We start from the raw sequence: 23,060 nt of genomic DNA, 5'->3' as shown, positions 1-23,060 counted from the left end.
CAATCTTGTTTTATTAAATTCCCATCAATTTAGGAATCGCGATAATTAATAAGATCATAACACCAAAGATTATCCAAGCAACTGGTCTTGCTAAGTTAATCGTCCAACCAACTCCAAAACGTTTCTCTAAGAAAATGGCTGGGTCATTTGGATTGAAATATAAAACACCAAGCTTCCAATGTTTATCATTATCACGGTCAATAACTTCACCATTTGTCCCGGTTGAAAGCTTGACACGACTACCACCTTGACCAGTTGTAATCGATAATATAATGGCCCAAAGTGTCAAGATGACAGTGAAAACAAGTGGCACAATGGTTATTAAGGTAGAGTTAAACGGATAAATAAATGAAACCTGAATAAACGAAAATAATAGGGATGTTCCAATACCTGTACCGATAAGATATGCTGACCATCTTCTTCTGAAAATAACATTTTGCTTCTTAGATTCTTCTGGTTTTTCGGCACTAATCTGTTGTTTTGCTTTTGCAATCATTGTATTTAAAAACATAAATAATAGCGTTAAGTAAAGTTGCATAATAGGCATGGCTAAAACAGTACGCGGAGTTTTGGTAACGGTATTAGTTACTATGCCATTAAAGTCATATTGCATAGGCATTTGTTCAGGAATACGGTCGTAATATCTATACGTTAAAGCAATCGTTGCAAATGTGAACAGGAAGGAAACCGCAAACCACAGATTGGAGTAGTTTAACTTCTGTTTTCTAAACTCTGTATCGATAAACACTTGCTGTGGCTTTTCTTGCCCCCATTTTTCAGCTTGCTTTAATTTCTTCATCACATTGTGGAATCTGAGGTAAATTAGAAAATGAATCAATAAATAAAGGAATACAAGAATAGAGAAGTAGATGCTAAACACATTGGAACTAAGTTCATCTATTGCTCCGAGTACTAATGATAAAATAGTGACAAAGATAGCGGATATTCCCGAATAAAGTACATACTGGCTCCGGAGTTGTTTAATCTTATCGGTGTAATATATCTCCTCGGGAATGGAGACGCCAAAACTTTCCGTTCTTCGAGTCCAGTAAGGTATAAACATGGTTGAGATAAACACAGGAAGTAAAATAATCAGTAAAAACATCATATTCATTTACGTACGACCTCCTTGGTAAGTTTCATATATTGTTTGACAAAGCTTTATGAATTCTTCTTCACCTAAATCTCGACAAATTGATTCAGTGATAAGTGGATGCAGGTTCTTCTTTAGCCGCTCTTTATATTGTTCATCGGCTTTCGGAACACCATCCGGATTAATCACAACCCCTTTTTGTCTATGGATTTGAATAAAACCTTCTTGCTTTAACTGATGGTAAGCCTTATTCACCGTATGGAGATTAATCCCAATATCAGAAGCAAGCGATCTCACAGAAGGTAAATCATCACCAGGTTTTAACTCCTTCATCGCAATCCCCTCCATAATCCGAAAAACCAACTGCTGATAAATCGGCTCACTAGACTCAAAATCCAATTTTATAAACACATCCCAGCACTCTCCTTCCTTTTTATGGGTGCCTGTTTTATTGGGTGCCTGTCACTTCCCGATTTATGTCGAACAGGATTTGCCTAAGTTACAAGGGCTGATTTAAGTTAATTTTATTGTTCTAACTGTTATAGTTATAGTATAACAGTTAGAACAAATATGTCAATAATAAATAGTTACTAACAGTAGTATCCACAGTTTGTTTATTATTTTCTAGATGATAGTGAATAATATCCACATTATCCACAGGAGTATGTGAATAGTTATTAACATTTAACTGTGGATAAAGTGGGTTTTTAATTCAATGGTTTTAATTTGTTATACACAACAGGTGGGGTGGTATGTGGATAATATAGGGAATAAATTATGGGTATCTTCTAGGGAAAGTTGTTCCATATTGATAGTACCTTTGCGCTAAACTTAGTAATCTTTGCCCCCTATAGATTTAGAAGCAGAATGTGATGAAGTGATTCGGGGAGACTCCTATATAAATCATTTTGACACCACCGAGCTGATGAAATGATCTATGAGCCTCTTTCATGAATCGTTTTGAAGTCGCTGAGCCATTGAAATGATTTATGAGACTCCTTCATGAATCATTTTGAATCCGCGAAGCCGTTGAAATGATTTATGAGACTCTTTCATGAATCATTTTGATACCGCCGATCTGATGAAATGATTGTTGGGAAGTTTATTCATTGCTTTCAGACGCGGAAATGATTAGCAAAATCCTTAGTTAACGCACAGTTTCTATTAACCGTGAACCTATAATCACTAACCACTCTATAAAAAGCCATAAAAAAAGACCGAAGCACTTAGCTTCGATCTGTTTTAACTCTGGCACGGTCAGCTCGTTTGAATTCCCTTTGATAAAGTACTTCCTGAGTTTTGTTCAAAAACTTATCTCTTACTTCACGTTTTTCTTTAGGCACGGCTATCCCTCACTCGCATATATTTACTGTTTAGAATAACCAATATTTACATTTTTATACAAACTTAACCCACTTCGCCATCTGCATTTGCTTCCAAAGTAACAAATTGTTGATAAGAAAGGTAATGTTCTTTAGAAATCGCGAAGATATCATAAATTTCTTCCAATTGATTTACTTTTTGGTAGACTTCAGGGTAAATGGTGTTGCCTAGCGCAACATAAGGGAGTTTAAGCACGGCTTTTGTAGAGCGGACATTAGTTTTTCTTACCTTCATGAAGATCGTTTCGATTTCATAGTCAAAGAATAACTCATCAAAAAACTGCTCTTTTGCCGCACGATTATATCCCTTCCCGAAATAAGGCTGGCCAATCCAAGTTGCTAAAAAACCGTGATTGTTTTCAATATCAAATAGGTTAATAGTACCGATTGGCTGCTGAAATTCATCAACAATCGTCCTTGAGATCAACTCACCTTGTTCTTCTGCTTCAATTGTTTTCTTGGTGATGAAGTAAAATTCATCAGATGTTGTTGCTTTGTGTCTTACATATGGAAATACATCTGGGTGTGACATCAGCTCAAACAATACTGGCACCTCATGTAGATCACGCTTTTTTAGCATTGAAAAACCCTCCTTATTTGCGCAGGAGGGTTTTCCAAGGTATCCAAAGAAAAGGGAACCTAGTTGGCAAGCCCACCCGCGAATTTTTATTAAGATCAACAAAAATTCGGGGTGGGAATCGAACCCACTAGAACCTGTTAGACAGGTGGCGCACCATTTGCCTTCCCTATTATATTTTGACAAGTAGGAAATTGAGAAAAGAACTTTCCTATATGCATCAGAAAAACGATCGTATTCGTAATAGAACAAGCGAATTCTGGTTTTCTAGAACGTGCGTTAAATTGTAACAATACATATAATACTATGAAACACTCTAAAAGGGAACTACTTTTTCATCAAAAATATCGACAAATTTTGTAAAAATATTTTTACACTTATTTTAAGCAATCTTCCAAGGCTAAATGAAGAGTTGGGAACTGAAATTCAAATCCATTTTCAAGAGCTTTATTAGGTAAGACATACTGACCTTTCAATACAAGTTGGCTCATTTCTCCTGTCGCCATTCGAACTAGTGGACTAGGTGTTGGGAACCAATAGGGGCGTTTAAGAGTTCTGGATAGAATTTGATTAAACTCTTTGTTCCTTACTGGTTGTGGTGCAGTCACATTGAGGGGGCCGGAGATGGTTTCATGTTGTAATGCAAATAATATTAAATCGACCACATCATCTAAGTGAACCCAAGAAGTCCATTGCTCACCCTTACCTACACGTCCGCCAACATATAATTTCGTAGGGAGGGACATAAGAGGTAGTGCACCACCGTCTTTTCCTAAGATGACACCAAATCTAGTAAACACTGTTCGAATAGAAAGTTCTTCTGCTTGTTTAGCGGTTCTTTCCCAGTCCACCACAACATCCGCAAGAAAGTCATTCCCTGGTTGTTTTGTCTCTTCTGTGAAAATCATGTCATCTGATATTCCATAAAATCCAACTGCTGAACCACTAATGAACACATCAGGCTTTTTCGTCATTTGTTTCATCAGGTCAATAATCTTTTGAGTTGTTTCGATTCTACTAGCTTTGATTTTGTCCTTCTTACTTTTAGTCCAGTATCCATACAATGTCTCTCCGGCAAGATTAATAACTCCTTTGATAACTGGTAAGCTTTCAGTATTGTCAAAGCTAATATATGTAGTATTTTCAGTGTTAGAAAAATTCTCTGGTGTACGTGTAAGGATATAAGAATGATGGTCAAGGGAAGTTAATTTCTCTACAAGCTTTCTCCCAACAAAACCAGTCCCGCCCGTAATTAAAAAATTCATTACAATCTCCTCGTTTCTGGTAATCAATTTTACTTATTAACATGTTATGATGGACAATAGAGGTGATGAACTTGCCGAAGAAAATCAGTCGAATTACTACACAGAAAAAAAGCACGCAACGTTATAATATCTATCTAGTTGAAGGTAATCATGATAAGTATGCATTTAGTGTTGATGAAGCAATCCTGGTGGAATTTGGACTTCGAAAAGGACTTGAACTTGAGGAGTCAACAATAGAACTCCTTCTAAAAAAGGATACTATACAGAAATCCTACCTTCTAGCGATTAATTACTTAAGTTACCGAATGAGATCGCGAAAAGAAATATATGATTATTTGATAAAGAAGGAAGTAGATGTAGAGCATATTGATATCATATTGGAAAGATTAACCAAAGAAGGACTAGTTAATGATAAACAATTTGCAGAAGCTTTTACCATGACTAGAATGAATACAACATCAAAAGGTCCTTTATTGGTTAAACGTGAGCTTATGGAAAAAGGTGTCTCCGCTGTAATTGCAAATGAAGCAATCTCTCTTTATACCTATGATACACAATTAGAAAAAGCATTGAAATGGGTAAACAAAAAACTTAATTCTAGTAAGAAGGATTCGTTTAATAAAAAGGTAGAACAACTTCGTATTACGTTGACACAGAAAGGATTTACTTCAGATGTTATTGGGGAAGTTCTTCTATCAGCAGTAGACGAAAGGGACAGTTCTGCAGAGTGGGAATCATTGGTGTACCAAGGAGAAAAGTTAGTTCGGAAGTTTATAGGAAAAAAAACAGGCTATGAACTTAAAATGAAGGTGAAAGAAGGCTTATATCGTAAAGGTTTTCAGTTGGATTTGATTAACCAGTTTATTGAAGAGGAAATCGAAGGAGAAAATTAAGGACTTGTCGCGGACAAGTCCTTTTGGTTTGGAGTTGCATGAGATGAGCCCGCTTTAACTAAACTTGTTCTCTTATACTCGTCACATCCACCTAAGCCTCGATTCCACGTGCCCGAAATCGAGTGACATGCGCCCAGTCGTCGAGACCTTGTGCCTGTAATCAAGGAACATGCACCCAATCATCGAGACCATGTGCCTGTAACCAAGTAACATGCGACCAATCCTCATGACCTTATGCCCAAAACCACGGAACATGCGCCCAATCGTCGAGACCTTGTGCCTGAAACCAAGGAACATGCGCCGAGTCGTCGAGACCTTGTTCCTGAAACCAAGGAACATGCACCCAATCCTCGCACCCATGAGCCCAAAACCAAGTAACATGCGCCAAATCCCGCGATCCATAACTCATCCAACCCCAACATTAATCTCTATCTATCAACCACGATTTCTTTCCGTCCATCGTCCTCTGCAAAAATCTGCTTAGCGACAACCTCAGGTCCTTTTAACCTACTTGGGTCCTCAACATGAGTTGATTTTTTCCAGAAAGGTGTGTTCATTCCTCCCATGTATACAGCTGTAATGGTGAAATCTTCATCAGCCCATTCTTGTTGAAGTGCTTCAGTAAAGCCTCGGACAGCAAACTTACTCGCACAATATAGGGATTCATTTACTTTGCCTCGTAATCCAGCTGTTGAAATTATCGTTAATATTCTACCTTTACTCTCTTGAATAAGTGGAAGTGCAGATTGTACCGTTAGAATTGTACCTTTTACATTTGTATTTAAAGTAGCATCAATGTCCTCTACATCATAGTCATCTATTGGTCCAAAAATCCCAATACCAGCATTGTTAATGAACACATCCAGTTTTTCAATGCGTTGGAAAGCGATTTGAATAGAAGCGATTTCTCTTACATCACAAAGAACAACCTCAGCTTTTCCACCCTTTTCAGTGATCTGATGCTGGACAAGCTGTAATGGTTCTGTTCTTCTACCTAATAAATATACTTTATAGCCATTTTCGGCATATTCGAATGCTAGTGCTTTACCTAGTCCCGTTCCTGCACCGGTTATCGCAACTGTTGGCATTAGATACCCCCACCTTTTGTCGAATTATAATGTTAAACCATTTAAATTGTCCCAGTTTGTTGATAAAATGTAAAGAGAGTCGAAGGGAGATTAGTATATGAACTATCGATATAGTGATTTATCTGTTGAGCAATTACTTAGTTTAGTAGCAGAATTTAAAGAGAAAGCGCAAAAAGCTGAGCAATTAGGTAATATTAGCGAAGTACAAATATATGAAAGAAAAATGCAGTTAGCCTTAGCATATACATTGAACCCAGAAGAATTCCTTCCTGGGAGCACATACGAATTCCGTCATGATCCAGGTCACAGGTTTAAAATTAATTACTTAGAAGGTGTATTTGCATGGGGACATCGGATCAATCTTTTAGATGAAGTATATGAAAAAGAAGAAGCAATTCCAATATCATTGTTAGGGAAAAAATTGGATAAATAATAATGGGGAAGAGCAAGTTTTTCGAAACGAGCTCTTTTTTGTTCCGACTAATAATAAAAAAACGAATAATACAATCGTTCGAATAGCCAATTGTAGTCAAAAGTTCATCAAAATACAGAAAAAACTAGTGAACCCATACGGCTCACTAGTTTTTTTATATCGGACTGTCGCCGACATATAATTTATTCTGTAATTTATGCTCAGAAAAAATCCAACCCGTATACGAACTAACGATTTCATTGTCTAAATTGATTTGAACAACAGCAACAAACGGGTAGAATGTCTTGGAACGGTACCGTAGATCAATGAAACGAACTTCTGTATAATCATCAAACTCATTAATCTCCCACCGGTAAACAGGTGAAAAAGATAGAAATGCAGAAATGTTTTTATCCGTTTTAGCAATATCAATTACAGGTGAATCAGGTAGAGCTATTTTTTGAAATTCATCAACTATTTCAATATGGCCGTTTTCGACAGTACCAACATAAAATCTATTTTCCGTGGTAATGGCAACACGCCAATAATTCTGCTTAATTGTTGGAGAAGTTGCAACCTCGATTGTGTCTGGAAAATATTCCTTAATCGTTTTAACGATTTCTTTTTTATCCATATAGCGCTTAATATAATATAATAGGATTACAGTATAAATGAGAATCCATGTAGTTCCAGGATTTGCACCAAGTATCCAAGCGACAATTCCAGCTAAATGAAGCGCGAATATATAAGGATCGAACGTATTAATAAACCCATGGGCAATCCATTTATCCGTAAAAGGACGATAAGCTTGTGTGCCATAGGCATTGAAAATATCTACAAAGACATGGATAATTACTGCAAGTGCCGTCCACCCATATAAATGCCAGAAATTAACTTGTGGAAAGAAAAGATGAATCAAGCTTGCAATTAATACACCCCAAAAGATAACAGCCGGGACTGAATGTGTAAGCCCGCGATGGTGCCTAATATAAGTTGCATTATTTCTTAATTTTAATACAGTATCAAAATCAGGTGCATGAGACCCTACGATAGTACCCACGAGTACAGCATTAAATAGCACCGGATCATTATTTACTACTGGATCGAGAGTAGATAAACCTGCAAGAGCTACCCCCATTACAATATGGGTTCCAGTATCCATTAAGCGAATTCCTCCTATATCGATAAGTATGAGGTTTTGTAATCAATTTTTCGTGTGTTCTTAGTGTACCATAAAGGATGTGTTTATATGATAGGTAAGGAGAGTTCGTTACAGAATTTTAATATTAAAGCATTCCAAAAAGATCTATTAGAATGGTACTATGCAAATAAACGTGATTTACCATGGCGAAAAGACCAAGACCCATATCGTGTATGGGTTTCTGAAATAATGCTGCAACAGACAAAAGTCGATACGGTAATTCCGTATTTCCATAACTTTCTTGAAAAGTTTCCTACTGTACATGCATTAGCAGCTGCAGACGAACAAGAAGTCTTAAAAGCTTGGGAAGGATTAGGTTATTATTCCCGTGCAAGGAATCTTCAACATGCTGTCCGAGAAGTAGTTGAACATTACGGTGGACAAGTTCCCGATAACCCAAAGGAATTAGAAAGTCTAAAAGGGATAGGTTCTTACACAAAAGGTGCCATCTTATCGATTGCTTTTAACCAACCAGAACCAGCTGTTGATGGAAATGTGATGCGTGTTTTTTCAAGAGTATTAAATATAGATGATGATATTGCGCTACCTAAAACAAAGAAGTTATTTGAAGCAATTACTCGTGAGGTAATATCCCATGAAGACCCATCTTCCTTCAACCAAGCAATAATGGACTTAGGAGCAACTATTTGCACACCGAAGTCACCAGCTTGTTTAATCTGCCCAGTTCAAGAATATTGTCAAGGGTATGAACTTGGTGTTGAGCAGCAGCTTCCAATAAAGTCAAAAGCAAAAAAGAATAAAAAGATGCCATACGCAGTTTTACTAATTCGAAATGAACAGGGCGAAATTGCAATTGAACAACGACCTGATGACGGTTTGCTAGCAAATCTATGGCAATTCCCAATGGTTCCTATCCAGGAAATGAGTGTAGAGCTCATTGAAAATTGGTTCTATGCACAATATGGAATGAGAATTAACTTGGGAGAAAAACAAGCAGACCTAAAACATGTATTTTCACATCTAACATGGGAGCTAAATATCTTTCATGCTAAATTAGAACATGATACAAGGAAAGAAGAGAAGATTGTATTTGTTACGGAAGATGAATTAAATTCCTATCCTTTTCCAGTATCCCACCTAAAAATGCGAGAGTACTTATAGAATAAGACACCTCCAATATTTCCAAAAAATGCTTTTACTCATTTAGATTTTAATTGGATAACAATAATTTATTTGGAGAAAGTATTATTGTTGGAGGTGATATTGATGGCGAAGAACAAGAAGACAACTTCTGGAACAAATGTTCAACATGTGAAGCAACAAAATGCTCAAGCACAAGCTGGTCAAGGGCAGTATGGTACTGAGTTTGCTTCTGAAACAAATGCGCAAGAAGTTAGAAAACAAAATCAACAATCTCAAGCTAACAAAAAATAATTACCTACCCTCAAGAATTTAAGAAGAGCTTCCTTTCTCCCGGAAGCTCTTCTTTTTGTTGTTTTTACGTATGCCAATTAGCTTGTTTAGATAACACACTTGCTTTAAACTTTATATTTTATTCCTTACCTATTATAATAGATAGAAAATAGTTGGATAGCTATGTCGATTTATAATTAATAATGTCATGAGACAGTTCAACTTCGTCCGGATCGTAAGTTTTATAGAATGGGAAGGGTTAATATGGTTGCGCCGAAAGCTGGAACAGATATAAAAATACAAAGCTATAAGCATAATGGAATTATGCACCGTGTCTGGGAAAGCACCATGGTGTTAAAAGGTACGGAACAAGTTATTATCGGTGCAAATGATAAAACGATGGTAGTCGAAAGTGATGGACGTACCTGGATCACTAGAGAACCCGCCATTTGTTATTTTCATTCCAAACACTGGTTCAATATAATTGGTATGCTTCGAGATGATGGAATCCACTATTATTGCAATATTAGCTCACCATTTGTATTTGAAGAAAATGCTATCAAATATATTGATTATGACCTTGATCTAAAAGTATACCCGGACATGACATATGACGTACTAGATGAAGATGAATACCAAATACACCGTGACAAAATGAACTATCCAGATGTACTAGACAGAATTCTCTACAATAACATCGAAGACCTGCAAAGATGGGTTCAACAAAGAAAAGGCCCGTTCGCACCAGGCTTCATCGACCAGTGGTACGAAAGATTCCTTACATACCGATACTAATCAATACAAACAATAACCTTGTTACAACTGTAGCAAGGGTTTTACTTTTTATAATGATGTAAATCGTGATTTACTTAAATGATTTTTATCAAGAGAAGTTTTTATACCACAGCGCGAAATGTAATTTCGCTACGGACCAGGCTAGAAAGCATATGAAATAAAATACAAAAAAGAAAGTTGATGTAAATGAGCAGCATTAAGCAATACATGGAATACGTTAAACCATATAAATGGAAAATCTTTTGGACTATTATGATAGGAATTGTAAAATTTGCAATCCCTTTATTAATTCCCCTTATCTTAAAATATGTAATCGATGACATTATCAGACAGGACGCATGGAATACTGACGAAAAAACCAGCCACTTGCTTTGGATAATGGGAATAGCATTTGTCATTTTCCTAGTCTTACGTCCGCCTGTCGAATATTTCCGGCAATATCTTGCCCAGTGGGTAGGTAACAAAATCCTTTACGACATAAGGGATAAGCTATTTGATCATATGCAAAAATTAAGTATGCGATATTATTCAACGACAAAAACCGGCGAAATAATTTCCCGGGTAATAAATGATGTCGAACAAACAAAGAATTTCGTTATTACTGGTTTAATGAATATTTGGCTCGACTTAATAACAATATTAATCGCAATCTGTATTATGCTGACAATGGATATACCTTTAACATTTGTGGCGATTGCATTATTTCCTTTATTCGGATTTGCGATTAAGTATTTCTATGGCCGATTACGTCAATTGACTCGTGACCGGTCTCAGGCTCTGGCCGAAGTTCAAGGTCACTTACACGAACGAGTTCAGGGAGTACCAGTGACACGGAGTTTTGCTTTAGAAAGTTACGAACAGAAACAATTCGATCACCAAAATAAGAAATTTCTAGACAAAGCATTGGAACATACCAGCTGGAATGCAAAGACATTTGCGGTTACTAATACGATTACTGATTTGGCACCGTTGTTGGTGATAACTTTTTCGGCTTATCAAGTAATAAACGGTAATATGACAATTGGTACAATGGCAGCATTTTTCGCCTATTTGGAAAGAGTTTATAGCCCACTAAGAAGGCTGATTAACTCATCAACAGTTCTAGTTCAATCCATTGCTTCCATTGACCGTGTATTTGAGTTTATGAATGAACAATATGATATTGTAGACAAGCCAAATGCAATCCATGTAGAACGAGTTCATGGTGATATTGATTTTGAAAATGTGACTTTTCAATATGATGAAGAACATACTGTACTTAAAAATATTAATCTAACGGTGAATCAAGGTGAAACCATTGCATTAGTTGGTATGAGTGGTGGTGGTAAATCTACCTTAATTAGCTTAATTCCTCGTTTCTATGATGTATCGGATGGTTCCATTAAAGTCGATGGGATTGATATTCGGGATGTGGAAGCTCGTTCACTTAGAAATAATATTGGGATGGTGTTACAAGATAATATACTTTTCGGTGATACAGTTGCAATGAATATTCGAATGGGGAATCCTAATGCAACAGATGATGAAGTAATTGATGCGGCTAAGGCAGCAAATGCACATGATTTCATTATGGAATTACCAGAAGGTTACAATACAATGGTAGGAGAACGTGGCGTGAAGCTTTCGGGAGGACAGAAGCAGCGTGTTGCAATTGCTCGTGTGTTCTTGAAAAACCCACCAATCCTAATTTTCGATGAAGCAACTTCAGCTCTGGACTTAGAAAGTGAACATATGATTCAAGAAGCGATGGAAAAATTAGCATCTGATCGAACGACATTTATCGTGGCACACCGACTTGCTACCATCACACATGCAGACCGAATTGTTGTCATAGAGAATGGTGAAATAACAGAAGTTGGTTCTCATCATGAATTAATGAAGAAAAAAGGTAGTTACTATGACCTGTACCAAGTTCAGCATTTAGATGACTAATCCAAATTTGAGGAAGCATTATCTTGGATAATGTTTCCTTTGCAATTTAAGTGAAACAAACGTAGCATATAAAACGTAGAAAGATAGTAGACAAAGAGAAGGAGGTGAATGCAGATGCTTTTGGATTTTTTAATGGAACTGTATAGTGATTTTTCACCAATGTATTTCTATTTCAGTATGGTGTTATCTGTTTTATGTTCCATACATTGGATGCCTTATGTAACTCGAAATGTATATCAGAATTCACGAATAAATGTATATAGCTTTCATAATGGAAAAGTAGAACAAGTTACTCGTAATAATGCAATTAATGAAATGAACAAAACACGACAATGGCTAGCAATCATTACAAAGCGAATAGCTATTCCAGATGATGATGAAGAAACAGCATCTTCCTTGTATTTCAGTAGATTCAAACAAATACGAGGAGGAAAAATATGCAAAAACAATCTGTATTCACATTCCTTAAGAAAACTAGTCTTATCGGAATTTTTAGTAGTTTAATATTCTTACTCTCTGGATGTTCTGGAAATAGTGCAGGAGATTCATCAGGATGGTTTGATCGCATCTTTGTTGAAACCTTTTCCACATTGATTAAAAATATCGCTGTTTTTTTCAATGATAATTATGGGTTATCTATTATCCTCATAACGATATTAATTCGAATGGTAATCATGCCATTTATGATTAAACAATCAAAGAACAATCTAGTTGTGCAAGATAAGATGAAAGAGTTAAAGCCAGAAATGGAAGAAATTCAAAAGAAATATAAAGACAAAAGGGATCCTGAAACACAAAGTAAAATGCAGCAGGAAATGATGCAGCTTTACCAAAAGCATAATTTCAATCCTTTAGCTTCCTTTAGTGGTTGCTTACCTATGTTAATTCAGTTTCCGTTTTTGATTGGCTTCTATTATGCAATCCGACAAACTCCAGAAATTGCAACACATTCATTTATGTGGTTTAATCTTGGTGAAACAGACTATCTATTGGTGGCTATAGCAGTTTTAGTGTACTTCATTCAATATAAGGTTTCGCAAATTGGACTGGATCCAAAAATGAAGAAACAAATGGCGTTAATTGGATTATTATCCCCGATTATGATTGGGATAATTTCGTTAACTACTTTAGCAGCGTTACCTTTATACTGGACTGTTGGTGGACTAATTGTTATCGTTCAGACATTAATTTCAAAGAAAATATATTTAGCCCATAAAAGGGAATTAGATAAAGAGTAGAGAGCAAAGCCGTTTACAAATCAAAATGATTTTGTAGACGGCTATTATTATAAATAAATTCAATCAAACGTTTGTTTAATGGTAAATACAATAAAAGAAACACCCTGCGAAGAAGAATTCGCAAGGTGTTTCTATAACTTTAATTAGAACCCATTTCTCTAAATGCATTTCCAACAGCCTCAATTGTCTCATCAATATCAGCTTCTGTATGTTCCGTCGTAATAAACCAAGCTTCATATTTCGATGGTGCAAGGTTAATTCCTTGGTTTAACATTAGTTTGAAAAACTTACCAAATGCTTCTCCATCACTATTTTCGGCCCCCTTGTAGTCAGTAACCTTTTCTGGACTACCAAAGTAAACCGTTAATGCACCACGTAAACGATTAATAGAAATAGTAACATCATGTTCCTGAGCTTTTTCCAAGATTCCTTTTTCTAGACGCTCTCCCAGTTTATCGAGTTTCTCGTAAACTCCTTCTTGCTTCAATACTTCTAAACAAGCAATTCCAGATGCCATCGAGGCAGGATTACCAGCCATTGTACCAGCTTGATATGCAGGGCCAAGTGGAGCAACTTGTTCCATAATATCTTTACGGCCACCATATGCACCAATTGGAAGACCACCACCGATAATTTTACCCATCGCAGTCATGTCAGGTTCAATTCCATAGACTTGTTGAGCACTTCCATAAGTGAAGCGGAAGGCGGTGATTACTTCATCATAGATAACAAGTGCACCTACTTCATGAGTAAGGTCATTTACAGCTTGTAAAAATCCTTCATTTGGCTCTACGATTCCGAAGTTCCCTACAATTGGTTCCACTAGGACACAAGCAAGCTGATCTCCCCATTTCTCTAGGGCGTGCTTATAAGCTTCAATATCATTAAAAGGAACGGTAATAACATCTTGTGCCACAGATTCAGGAATCCCAGCAGAGTCGGGTGTACCTAAAGTAGAGGGGCCAGATCCAGCTTGAACAAGTACTGCATCGAAGTGACCATGATAGCTTCCAGCAAACTTAATCACTTTTGTTCGACCTGTATAGGCTCTTGCTACACGTATTGTCGTCATAACAGCCTCGGTACCGGAGTTGGTGAAACGAATCTTCTCTAAAGAGGGAATAGCCTCTTTTAGCATTTTTGCGAATTTGTTCTCTAGTGGTGTAGGGGTACCATATAACACGCCATTTTCAGCGGCTTTCTTAATAGCTTCCGTAATATGTGGATGAGCGTGTCCAGTAATAATTGGGCCATATGCTGCAAGGTAATCAATATATTTGTTCCCGTCCACATCCCAGAAATAGGCACCTTTCCCACGTTCCATATAAACCGGTGAACCTCCACCAACTGCTTTATAGGCACGTGATGGCGAGTTAACCCCACCAACAATATGTTTTTGGGCCTCTTCATGAAGCGCTTCTGAGTTTGTAAAGTTCATTCTAATATCCTCCTATGTAAAGCAATTCAATACCGTAACCTATTGTAGCGTAGCCAGCATAGAAAATAAAATGACAAGCCCTTATAAGTATCTGCATAAGCTATAGTAATGACCATTCTGTAAAGGAAGATTATATGAGTATAATACCGTGGCTATTGGTTCTTGCCGTAAGTTATGTGATTGCAAAAAGTATTTATGGATTTGTATTAGGAGAGAAAAAGATTCTTGGAGTTAGAATGCAGGAAAGAAGATTTTCAGTAGAGATGTTTTATTCCTTACTCATCACATATTCCGTTGTTATTTTAGGTTTTGGTCTTATCTATTTTATATTATCATTTGAAGGGATATATTTAGTAGAGGGTAATGAATTAAGACAAGTGAGTCCAATTGGTTCACTGATTCATTCCTTTTATTTTAGTGGCGTAACCATGCTTACAATTGGTTATGGGGATATTACCCCAATAGGGATTGGAAGACTTATAGCATTAATTGAGGCATTGATTGGCTATATACTCCCAACCGCCTTTGTTATTCAATTGGTTACCAATAATCAGGATAGGGCACAAGATTAGCAATCCAACTATTCATAATGTTATAGTGAGGTAAATGAAATGCTTGGAGGTAATGAAATGACATTAGATATTGGGAAAGCCGCACCTACCTTTACCTTGCCAAATCAGGACGGTAAAGATGTTAGTTTAGAAGACTTAAAAGGAAAGCATGTTGTACTATTCTTTTATCCGAAAGATATGACACCAGGTTGTACGACAGAAGCATGCGATTTCCGAGATAACCATGAAAGCTTTGCTGAACTGGATGCGGTAATTGTTGGGGTGAGTCCTGATCCGGTTGAAAGCCATCAGAAGTTTATTAATAAGCATGATCTACCATTTATACTACTTGCAGACGAGGAACATAAGGTTGCAGAAGCTTATGATGTCTGGAAGTTGAAAAAGAATTTTGGTAAAGAATATATGGGCATCGAACGCTCGACTTTTATTATCGATAAGGATGGAATCCTTCAAAAAGAATTTCGTAAAGTAAAAGTTGATGGACATGTTGAGGATGCATTAAACTTTATTAAAGACAATTTAGCTTAATACAGAAGAGGCTGGGACAGAAGAGTTTAAGATAAAGAAAATCCGAACGACTATGGTAAGCGTATAGACTCGCTCCGAAAAACGTTCAGTTTTTTAACTTAATCTATTCTGAAATGTCCCGGCCACTATTACTTATCTACTCTTAATATGTCCAACTGCTCGTGTGTTGAAATTAGTTGGATAGTATCGCTTCCTTTTGTATACATGACAGAAGCACCTAGTCTTTCTCCTTTTTTCCATCCATTACCCCATAATACTACTTCATATCCAAATGGTATCCCGTTTTCTTCTGATGCTTTTGGCCAAGTATAGCTATGTCCAAACTCCCCCTGATTAAAGATTTCTGCATGTTTTGGAATAGGAAAATCAAATAAATCTTCATCTTGTTCGTAAAGGGAAAAGTTGATCAGTCCAATTCCTAATAACAGAGCAATAACGATAGAGGACCAACATACGATTTTTTTCAAGTAAGATTACCCCTGTCCGTTTATTTTAATAATGTATTATAATGCTAGAGAATTATAGTTTAAATATTGTTAAAATTAATATATCATACTATCTTCATAGATAAACCAATTATTAATGGACAAGTTATTATTACTTTTATATTACTAGGTTATAAGCACCCCAACTTTTGAATAAAATGAAGTAGTCGAGTATGTACTATGAAAAGAAGGGTAGGATTTTGGGGATGCTAGAGTCTGTAAAAACAAAAACAAATGTATTTTTGCATATTAATCTATATTACTTCTTTAAGAGACTGGTAGATATTGTGGTAAGTATTTTGTTGTTTATATTACTTTTGCCACTCTTTCTATTTATATGTGTAAGAATTGCGAAGAAGGACGGAAGACCAATCTTTACGAAAGAACTAAAAGCAGGAAAAAACAATCGGACTTTCATCATGTGGTCCTTCCGCACGATGACAAATGGCTCGAAAGTAATCCGGCAATTACCGCCATATCCGTTTCCTAGTTCATGGGAAAAAGGTGTACCAAATTTCTTTAAAATAACTGGTGATAACAATGTGACCCTAACAGAAACGGGATTATGGCTAAAGAAGTATAGTCTAGAAAAGATTCCTCAATTAATCAATGTAATAAAAGGGGATATGAGTTTAATTGGTCCGAGTCCGGAACGAACAGAAATAGCAGATTACTATAATAATAAACAGATAAAACGATTAAAAGTAAGACCGGGTTTAACGGGCTATGCACAAATCAAAGGGGTAACTAACGATAACCATGGTAAGAAGATTAGTTACGATTTGTACTACATACAGAATTGTTCTTTTAAATTCGATTTGAAAATATTGTATAAAGCAACTAAACAAATAGTTAAAGGGAAAGTACATAACTAATAAAAGCTAGTGCCAGCAACTGTAGAGTTTATTCTACGTTTCAAGTTGTCTGGCACTGATGTATTTCTCGGGCGGTTTTTAGGTTGTTCATTTCATGTTTTGTGTTTATTATGGTGATAGGAGAAGAGCATTTTAAAGGGGGATTTGTTTTTGGTTATTCTTTTTTCAGCAAAGATTTCAGATAAACATAAAGAAGCAATGCAAACCAAGTATCCAAATGCACGATTTATTTTTACAGAGGGCATGATGGATGCAGAGAAGTACTTAGAACAGGCAAACGTATTAGTGACCTATGGTGAAGATTTAACCGATAGTAAGTTGGAAAAAGCTACGAATCTAAAATGGATCATGGTCCTTTCAGCTGGCGTTGAACAATTACCTTTTAAACAAATTCAAGATCGAGAAATTCTAGTAACGAATTCCAAAGGCATACATAAGACCCAAATGGCAGAGTACACGATTTCAATGATGCTACAAGTATACAGACAAGAAAAACAACTGATGGAAAATGAGAAATCTAGTAGCTGGGATAAACGAGTAAGGGTGAAAGAGATTACCGGACAAACACTTCTTGTTTTAGGAACAGGTGCAATTGGTCAAGAGGTTGCAAGACTTGCCAAAGCGTTCCGAATCAAAACAATTGGGCTTTCTCGAAGTGGCCGTGCTGTTGAGTATTTTGATGAAGTGCATACGATGGAAGAAATAAACAACAAACTCCCAGAAGCAGATTTCGTAGTTTCTGTTCTTCCAAGCACAACCGAAACAAAATACGTATTAACAACAGAACACTTTAGCCTTATGAAAAATAGTGGGGTATTTATCAATATTGGTCGAGGGAATGTAGCCCGAAGTGAAACAATTTTGAAAGCAATCAGGGAAGAAGAGATTGCTCATGCAGTTTTGGATGTCTTTGAACAAGAACCACTTCCGGAGGAGCATCCATTCTGGAAAGAACCAAACATCACTGTAACACCACATATTTCTGGTCAATCACCTAATTATATTATTCGTGCACTAGCAATTTTCCAAGACAACCTAGACAAATTTCAAAAGGGTGAGAGCAATTATATTAATATAGTAGATCCTTCTAGGGGGTATTAAAATGAGAATCTATACGAGATCTGGAGACAAAGGGTTAACATCTTTAGTTTACGGTAAAAGAGTTCCTAAAAATGACTTGCGAGTGGAGGCATACGGAACATGTGATGAAGCAAACTCCATGATTGGTTTAGCTTCTAGTTTCCTTGAAAATGTGAGTTGGGATGAAAAAGACAAATTCCTAGAGCAAATGCATCGTGTCCAAACTATTCTTTTCCATGTTGGTGCAGAACTTGCTACACCCGCGGACAAAGAAGTAGCATGGAAATTAAAGAAGGAACATATTGATGAATTAGAAAAACAAATCGATGAGTGGGACCGGCACTTAGAACCATTAAAACAATTCATCCTACCATCCGGTCACCAAGCATCAAGCGCCCTACACGTAGCAAGAACCGTAACCCGCCGCGCAGAACGCCTAGCAGTAGGACTGGCAGATGAACTACCGAATCAATTAGTAGTATCGTACTTAAATCGATTATCCGATTTCTTATTCGTAGCAGCTCGATATGTTAATAAGTCATTGAATGGTAAAGAATTACCTTTGAATACAGAGGTATAAATATAGTAGATTAATTTGAGGATAATGGGGTAGTCTGGAAGAAGAATCTTATTATCTAATTAATAATCTGTATCACCAAATAATATACTATAATTGACAACAAACCATGGATAAGCGTACACTATTTGTAAAGATTACAATATAATAATCGTATTACCCATAGAAATTTACAAATGAAAGCGAGGTGCATGACGTGTCTGAAAATAGACTCCAAAAGGCCATCGATGCTTTAAAACAGTCAGGAGTACGAATTACACCACAGCGTCATGCGGTGCTTGATTATCTAATGAATGCAATTGTACATCCAACCGCCGACGATATATATAAGGCACTTGAAGGAAAATTTCCAAATATGAGTGTAGCAACTGTATATAACAATTTACGTGTGCTGCGCGAAAATGGATTGGTTCGGGAATTGACATACGGTGATGCATCAAGTAGGTTTGAATGTAATCTATCTGACCACTATCATATTATCTGTGAATCATGTGGGAAAATAGTGGATTTTCATTACCCTTCACTAGATGAAGTAGAATCCCTAGCACAGAAGGTAACGGGATTTAATGTTAGTCATCATCGAATGGAAGTTTATGGTGAGTGTAGAGATTGCCAAGAATCAGGTGTGAAACAACAACAATAACTTGAAGCCCTCTTACAATAGTAACAGGGCTATTTTTTATGAGAGCTGAACTTCAACCCACTCTTTAACACTGTTAATGAACCAAATTTTATTTGCTTTATTTAATTCTCCTACTGAAATAACTCGTTCAACAATCTTCCCTTCATCCAACAAGGACTTACGATATGTACCTGGTAAAAGACCGCAAGTAACTGGTGGTGTAAATAGCTTCCCAGCTAATTCTACAACGACATTTCCACGTGTGAATTCGGTTATTTCACCAGCTTCATTCCATAATAGAACATCAAATACATGTGGAAATGGTTGAAGGCATTTCTCATATATAGTTCGATTGGTTGTCTTATGATAGTGAAATATATCATGTTGATTAATGGGAGATTTGGCTAATACAATATTACGATTACCTATTAGTTCTTCTGGAATTACTTCAATAGATGAGTTACCATCTTTTTCGAGCAATATTCTAATTTTCCAGTTCCCTACCGGATAATTTTGAGCGGTTTCTAGCGTTTTTTTCTTGATTAATTCTAGATCACATGTAAACCTGAAATACTCAGCTGAGTTACTCAGACGATTCATATGGTTCTCGAAAACAAGTAAGCATCCATCTTTTAATCCAATTGTTTCGATGAGTTTAATATCTTGTTTTGACTTTGAAAGAACTCTAGCTTTAGTCATCACCTCATCATATTCCTCCAATTCATTGGAATCCCAAGTAATACCGCCACCAACACCGTATGTAGCATTTCCGTTACTATCAATCAAAACAGTCCGAATCGGCACATTAAAAATCGCTTCATTATTGGGCGTAATATATCCAATTGCCCCACAATATGCATGGCGCGGCGAGGATTCAAGTTCATGGATTATATTCATGGTACTAATTTTGGGCGCTCCGGTAATGGATCCGCACGGAAATAATGCCTTGAATATATCCAAAATACCTTTATCTTCTTCAATTTCACAGGTGACAGTGGAAGTCATTTGATATACAGTCGGATATTCTTCAATCGAGAAAAGCTCTGGTACAGTTACCGTTCCAGGCTTAGCAATTATCCCTAAATCATTGCGAAGTAAATCTACTATCATTACATTTTCTGCACGATTCTTCTCAGAATGAAAAAGCCAGTTAGCATTTTCCCTGTCCTCATCAAGTGTTTTCCCTCTACCAACTGTTCCTTTCATTGGCTTGGTTGTTAGTTTTTGATCCTTTAAATGAAAAAATAACTCAGGGGAAGCGGAAAGAATCTGAAAATCACCAATATCTAAAAATGCACTATAATTTGCAGACTGGGACTCAGCTAGTCTCTGATAATAGGAAAAAGCATCTCCTTTAAAATTTGCATTCATTCTAATCGTATAATTTACTTGATAAGTATTGCCATGAAAGATTTCCTCCTTAATATTGCGGATAGACTGATAGTAATTTTCCCTAGATGTGTTTGGTTTCCAGTCGGAAATATAAAAAGACCCCTCCGTCTTCTTAATCTCAACTTCATTAGTGCTTTCAAAAATACCAAACCAAAGAAGAGGCATAGAAGTACTATCTTTAACTTTCATAGAATGCTCAAAAGCAGGGGCTGCCTCATAAGTTAGGAATCCCGCAGCATAGAAACCATTACTTATAGCATCTTGAACCTGTCTCAAAGCGGGAATTACCTGGTCGATAGTATAAGCTTCAATAATTCTAATTGGGTTAATAAAAGAAGTTCTTTCTTTATTGAAATCAAATTGAAGCGCTATCATTTTTACATGCTCCTTTTGTTGAGAAGAAGTTATCTAATAATAGAAGACCATTTTCCGATAAAATGGATTCCGGGTGACCTTGGATTCCCTCAATTGGATATTCTTTATGTCTGATTGCGGCAATATCACCACATTCTGTGTAAGCACTAGGTACTAGACAATCTGGTAAGCTTTCGAGTTCTACCATAAGTGAATGGTATCTAGTAATGTTTAGTGGATTAGCTAAAGCGGTAAATATCCCTTTCCCATCATGTTTAATGGAAGACACCTTTCCATGTGTTGGTTCTTTCGCTTTTATTACATTACCTCCGAAGGCTTGTGCAATTATCTGATGACCCAAGCAAACTCCTAAAATAGGATATTCTGAATAAAGTTGCTGGACCAACTCTAAACAGATCCCGGCAGTATCCGGGTTTCCAGGTCCCGGAGAGATAAGTATATGAGAAGGGTTTAAATTCCGAATATCTTCTATTGTAAGCTCATCATTTCGTTTTATATCAACTTTATAACTTAGTTGATAAATATACTGAACAAGATTATAAGTAAATGAATCATAATTATCGATTACTAGAATCACATGATTTCCTCATCTCATTATTCATTAATAGAGTAGAAAAAAACATCTACCCACTGGTAGATGTTCGTTACTCTTGTTGTTTGTTAATTTCACTTTAATTACGTTAGCTTAATAGGTAACTGTAATTTTCTTTATTGATTCTTCTTTAATTCTCTTTTGTATTTACGAGAATTATACTTTTCATCAAATTCTTTACCTTCCAGTTCTTTATCAAGTGTAAGAGGTTGTTTACAGTGCATACAAGCATCTACTCGACCCAACATTTTGGTTGGTTTTTCACATGTCGGACAAATAATTGCAATTGTTTTGGTCGAAAGCATCCCAATCCAAAAGTAAACAACAGTACTTAATACAACGGAGATAATTCCTAAAATGAAAAAGGTAAGCATTAACCATTCTATTTTCTTCAATATTAAACCTATGTACATTAAGCCGATTCCGGCAAAGACTAGGATTAAGGCAAAAGAACGGATTTTATTGATCTTACTTGAATAAACTAATTGAGGTTCAGCCATTCTCAATATCCTCCTTACTATTTACATGGATAGTATAGCACATCTTAAACAAACAATAGTATTGTTTTCCATGTAAAAGGACATATTAGTATGGATGTTACGTACTACATATAAGTTTTTTGAATTGGCAAGACAAGTTACTTCTATATTAACGACGTGCAAAATGCGGATAATAAAGATGTTGACACCGGTAGAATCACGTGGTAAGGTTATATTCGTTGCTTAGATGACTTCGGTTATTTAACGACAATTAATTAAAAATATATCAAATTAAGTTGTTGACATATAAATGACTAACATGGTATATTATTAAAGTCGCTTATTTGAGAGGCGATGAACAAGAGATAAATACTCTTGAAGAAAGTTGTTGACATAATATTGTCGACATGATATTATATAAAAGCTGTCGCAATAAAGCGACAATGTATATTTGCTCCTTGAAAACTGAACAAAACAACCAGTATGTAAGAAAAAACAACCCTGTTTTTTCTATTAAAAAGAAATTCTAAAAGCTAGCGTGCTTTTAGTGCTAAGAAATACAAACTTTTTGGAGAGTTTGATCTTGGCTCAGGACGAACGCTGGCGGCGTGCCTAATACATGCAAGTCGAGCGAGTGAAACTAACTGATTCCTTCGGGATGACGTTAGTGGATCTAGCGGCGGACGGGTGAGTAACACGTGGGCAACCTACCTACAAGATCGGGATAACTCCGGGAAACCGGGGCTAATACCGGATGATATTTTTCTTCGCATGAAGAGAAAATGAAAGGCGGCG

Annotated in this window: 26 protein-coding genes and 1 rRNA gene; 15 read left to right on the top strand and 12 right to left on the bottom strand. The window is 36.4% G+C overall.

Features of this window, described 5'->3' with window-relative positions; all coding sequences use genetic code 11:
• Window positions 1–13: 13 nt before the first annotated feature.
• The 5 genes from BN999_RS11090 to BN999_RS11070 form a co-directional block, all read right to left on the bottom strand.
• Complete coding sequence (locus tag BN999_RS11090) at window positions 14–1,114, bottom strand: DUF1648 domain-containing protein (RefSeq protein WP_096271430.1); 1,101 nt, start codon at window positions 1,112–1,114, stop codon at window positions 14–16.
• Entirely contained in the window at window positions 1,115–1,504 is a 390-nt protein-coding gene (locus BN999_RS11085; protein WP_096271429.1) for a GntR family transcriptional regulator, read from the bottom strand.
• Between the two features lie 815 nt (window positions 1,505–2,319).
• Window positions 2,320–2,436 carry a YfhE family protein gene (locus BN999_RS11080; protein WP_096271428.1) on the bottom strand — a complete coding sequence of 39 codons (117 nt, stop codon included), beginning with the start codon at window positions 2,434–2,436 and terminating at the stop codon, window positions 2,320–2,322.
• A gap of 64 nt (window positions 2,437–2,500) precedes the next feature.
• Window positions 2,501–3,055, bottom strand: a complete 555-nt coding sequence (locus BN999_RS11075) for a GNAT family N-acetyltransferase (RefSeq protein ID WP_096271427.1) — start codon at window positions 3,053–3,055, stop codon at window positions 2,501–2,503.
• A 374-nt stretch (window positions 3,056–3,429) separates the two neighbouring features.
• The gene (locus BN999_RS11070) at window positions 3,430–4,317 is read right to left on the bottom strand and encodes a TIGR01777 family oxidoreductase (protein WP_096271426.1); all 888 of its coding nucleotides are present in this window, start codon (window positions 4,315–4,317) and stop codon (window positions 3,430–3,432) included.
• Between the two features lie 71 nt (window positions 4,318–4,388).
• Between BN999_RS11070 and recX the strand changes: the two genes are divergently transcribed.
• Complete coding sequence (gene recX, locus BN999_RS11065) at window positions 4,389–5,210, top strand: recombination regulator RecX (protein WP_096271425.1); 822 nt, start codon at window positions 4,389–4,391, stop codon at window positions 5,208–5,210.
• Window positions 5,211–5,638: 428 nt separating this feature from the next.
• Here the strand turns inward: recX and BN999_RS11060 are convergent, their stop codons facing one another.
• Complete coding sequence (locus BN999_RS11060; protein ID WP_096271424.1) at window positions 5,639–6,298, bottom strand: SDR family NAD(P)-dependent oxidoreductase; 660 nt, start codon at window positions 6,296–6,298, stop codon at window positions 5,639–5,641.
• 97 nt (window positions 6,299–6,395) lie between these two features.
• On the opposite strand from BN999_RS11060, the gene BN999_RS11055 reads away from it, so the two are divergent.
• The gene (locus BN999_RS11055; protein ID WP_096271423.1) at window positions 6,396–6,731 is read left to right on the top strand and encodes a YfhH family protein; all 336 of its coding nucleotides are present in this window, start codon (window positions 6,396–6,398) and stop codon (window positions 6,729–6,731) included.
• A gap of 154 nt (window positions 6,732–6,885) precedes the next feature.
• Here BN999_RS11055 and BN999_RS11050 read toward each other — a convergent pair whose 3' ends face one another.
• Window positions 6,886–7,872: a metal-dependent hydrolase gene (locus BN999_RS11050; protein WP_096271422.1), complete on the bottom strand. Its 987-nt coding sequence runs from the start codon at window positions 7,870–7,872 to the stop codon at window positions 6,886–6,888.
• 87 nt (window positions 7,873–7,959) lie between these two features.
• Here BN999_RS11050 and mutY point away from each other — a divergent pair, with 87 nt between their 5' ends.
• The 6 genes from mutY to yidC all read left to right on the top strand — a co-directional run bounded on the left by mutY (window position 7,960) and on the right by yidC (window position 13,250).
• Window positions 7,960–9,033, top strand: a complete 1,074-nt coding sequence (gene mutY / locus BN999_RS11045; RefSeq protein ID WP_096271421.1) for an A/G-specific adenine glycosylase — start codon at window positions 7,960–7,962, stop codon at window positions 9,031–9,033.
• A 105-nt stretch (window positions 9,034–9,138) separates the two neighbouring features.
• On the top strand, window positions 9,139–9,306 hold the full coding sequence (locus BN999_RS11040) for a gamma-type small acid-soluble spore protein (RefSeq protein WP_096271420.1): 168 nt from the start codon (window positions 9,139–9,141) through the stop codon (window positions 9,304–9,306).
• Between the two features lie 243 nt (window positions 9,307–9,549).
• The gene (gene ntdP / locus BN999_RS11035) at window positions 9,550–10,080 is read left to right on the top strand and encodes a nucleoside tri-diphosphate phosphatase (RefSeq protein WP_096271419.1); all 531 of its coding nucleotides are present in this window, start codon (window positions 9,550–9,552) and stop codon (window positions 10,078–10,080) included.
• A gap of 186 nt (window positions 10,081–10,266) precedes the next feature.
• The gene (locus BN999_RS11030) at window positions 10,267–12,012 is read left to right on the top strand and encodes an ABC transporter ATP-binding protein (RefSeq protein WP_096271418.1); all 1,746 of its coding nucleotides are present in this window, start codon (window positions 10,267–10,269) and stop codon (window positions 12,010–12,012) included.
• Between the two features lie 114 nt (window positions 12,013–12,126).
• Complete coding sequence (locus tag BN999_RS11025) at window positions 12,127–12,516, top strand: hypothetical protein (protein WP_096271417.1); 390 nt, start codon at window positions 12,127–12,129, stop codon at window positions 12,514–12,516.
• A complete protein-coding gene (yidC, locus tag BN999_RS11020) occupies window positions 12,450–13,250 on the top strand; it encodes a membrane protein insertase YidC (RefSeq protein WP_096271416.1) in 801 nt (266 codons plus the stop codon). The genes BN999_RS11025 and yidC overlap by 67 nt, the downstream gene beginning before the upstream one ends.
• Before the next feature lie 139 nt (window positions 13,251–13,389).
• Here yidC and BN999_RS11015 read toward each other — a convergent pair whose 3' ends face one another.
• On the bottom strand, window positions 13,390–14,688 hold the full coding sequence (locus BN999_RS11015; protein ID WP_096271415.1) for a glutamate-1-semialdehyde 2,1-aminomutase: 1,299 nt from the start codon (window positions 14,686–14,688) through the stop codon (window positions 13,390–13,392).
• Between the two features lie 134 nt (window positions 14,689–14,822).
• Here BN999_RS11015 and BN999_RS11010 point away from each other — a divergent pair, with 134 nt between their 5' ends.
• Window positions 14,823–15,260 (top strand): potassium channel family protein, encoded by a 438-nt coding sequence (locus tag BN999_RS11010; RefSeq protein WP_096271414.1) that lies wholly within the window; start codon window positions 14,823–14,825, stop codon window positions 15,258–15,260.
• A gap of 57 nt (window positions 15,261–15,317) precedes the next feature.
• Window positions 15,318–15,788, top strand: coding sequence for a thioredoxin-dependent thiol peroxidase (bcp, locus tag BN999_RS11005; RefSeq protein ID WP_096271413.1), 471 nt, complete (start codon window positions 15,318–15,320; stop codon window positions 15,786–15,788).
• A 128-nt stretch (window positions 15,789–15,916) separates the two neighbouring features.
• On the opposite strand, the gene BN999_RS11000 is transcribed toward bcp, so the two are convergent.
• Entirely contained in the window at window positions 15,917–16,255 is a 339-nt protein-coding gene (locus tag BN999_RS11000) for a hypothetical protein (protein WP_096271412.1), read from the bottom strand.
• Window positions 16,256–16,515: 260 nt separating this feature from the next.
• On the opposite strand from BN999_RS11000, the gene BN999_RS10995 reads away from it, so the two are divergent.
• From BN999_RS10995 to perR, 4 genes are all read left to right on the top strand, one after another.
• Window positions 16,516–17,148 (top strand): sugar transferase, encoded by a 633-nt coding sequence (locus BN999_RS10995; protein ID WP_217988475.1) that lies wholly within the window; start codon window positions 16,516–16,518, stop codon window positions 17,146–17,148.
• 150 nt (window positions 17,149–17,298) lie between these two features.
• A complete protein-coding gene (locus BN999_RS10990; protein WP_096271410.1) occupies window positions 17,299–18,249 on the top strand; it encodes a D-2-hydroxyacid dehydrogenase in 951 nt (316 codons plus the stop codon).
• Window position 18,250: 1 nt separating this feature from the next.
• Window positions 18,251–18,808, top strand: coding sequence for a cob(I)yrinic acid a,c-diamide adenosyltransferase (locus tag BN999_RS10985; RefSeq protein ID WP_096271409.1), 558 nt, complete (start codon window positions 18,251–18,253; stop codon window positions 18,806–18,808).
• A gap of 193 nt (window positions 18,809–19,001) precedes the next feature.
• The gene (perR, locus tag BN999_RS10980) at window positions 19,002–19,448 is read left to right on the top strand and encodes a peroxide-responsive transcriptional repressor PerR (protein WP_096271408.1); all 447 of its coding nucleotides are present in this window, start codon (window positions 19,002–19,004) and stop codon (window positions 19,446–19,448) included.
• 36 nt (window positions 19,449–19,484) lie between these two features.
• Here perR and pabB read toward each other — a convergent pair whose 3' ends face one another.
• The 3 genes from pabB to BN999_RS10965 all read right to left on the bottom strand — a co-directional run bounded on the left by pabB (window position 19,485) and on the right by BN999_RS10965 (window position 22,286).
• Complete coding sequence (gene pabB, locus BN999_RS10975) at window positions 19,485–21,194, bottom strand: aminodeoxychorismate synthase component I (protein WP_096271407.1); 1,710 nt, start codon at window positions 21,192–21,194, stop codon at window positions 19,485–19,487.
• Window positions 21,175–21,771 carry an anthranilate synthase component II gene (locus BN999_RS10970; protein WP_096271406.1) on the bottom strand — a complete coding sequence of 199 codons (597 nt, stop codon included), beginning with the start codon at window positions 21,769–21,771 and terminating at the stop codon, window positions 21,175–21,177. The genes pabB and BN999_RS10970 overlap by 20 nt, the downstream gene beginning before the upstream one ends.
• Before the next feature lie 131 nt (window positions 21,772–21,902).
• On the bottom strand, window positions 21,903–22,286 hold the full coding sequence (locus BN999_RS10965) for a YgzB family protein (protein ID WP_096271405.1): 384 nt from the start codon (window positions 22,284–22,286) through the stop codon (window positions 21,903–21,905).
• A gap of 544 nt (window positions 22,287–22,830) precedes the next feature.
• Between BN999_RS10965 and BN999_RS10960 the strand changes: the two genes are divergently transcribed.
• Window positions 22,831–23,060 (top strand): 16S ribosomal RNA (locus BN999_RS10960); the annotation flags it as partial.

The organism is Paucisalibacillus globulus, from assembly GCF_900184735.1.
GTDB classification, from domain to species: Bacteria; Bacillota; Bacilli; order Bacillales; family Amphibacillaceae; genus Ornithinibacillus; species Ornithinibacillus globulus_B.
The sequence above is the reverse complement of the archived record's forward strand: the minus strand, read 5'-3'. Positions and strand labels throughout refer to the sequence as shown.